Genomic DNA, 245 nt, shown 5'->3' with positions numbered 1-245 from the left:
CTCCTGACGCCCAAGCTGGCTAAGGTCGTTATTGCCTATACTGGCAAGTTCAACAAAGAAAGCCTGCGCGCCGCTATCACTGAAAAGTTCGAGGCGAAGGCCGCTCCTGTCGAGGATTCGTTCCGCGAAGTGCGTGCTGGTGTCGCAGTCGGATTCCTGCGTGCGAACCGCGAAGTTCGTGTCGTCGATCCGCAAGAGCTGCGTGCCTCGTACCGCACGGTCGGCAGCTCGAACATCATGACCTC

Annotated in this window: 1 protein-coding gene; it reads left to right on the top strand. The window is 58.8% G+C overall.

Annotated features, from left to right (window positions below):
• On the top strand, nt 1–245 hold a 245-nt coding region (locus tag AC1RPH_RS08480; RefSeq protein WP_481762145.1), incomplete at both ends, for a hypothetical protein.

The organism is Dellaglioa sp. CoH-57-MRSF-16, from assembly GCF_056782055.1.
Note: the sequence above shows the minus strand (reverse complement) of the source record. Positions and strands in the feature narration are given on the sequence as shown.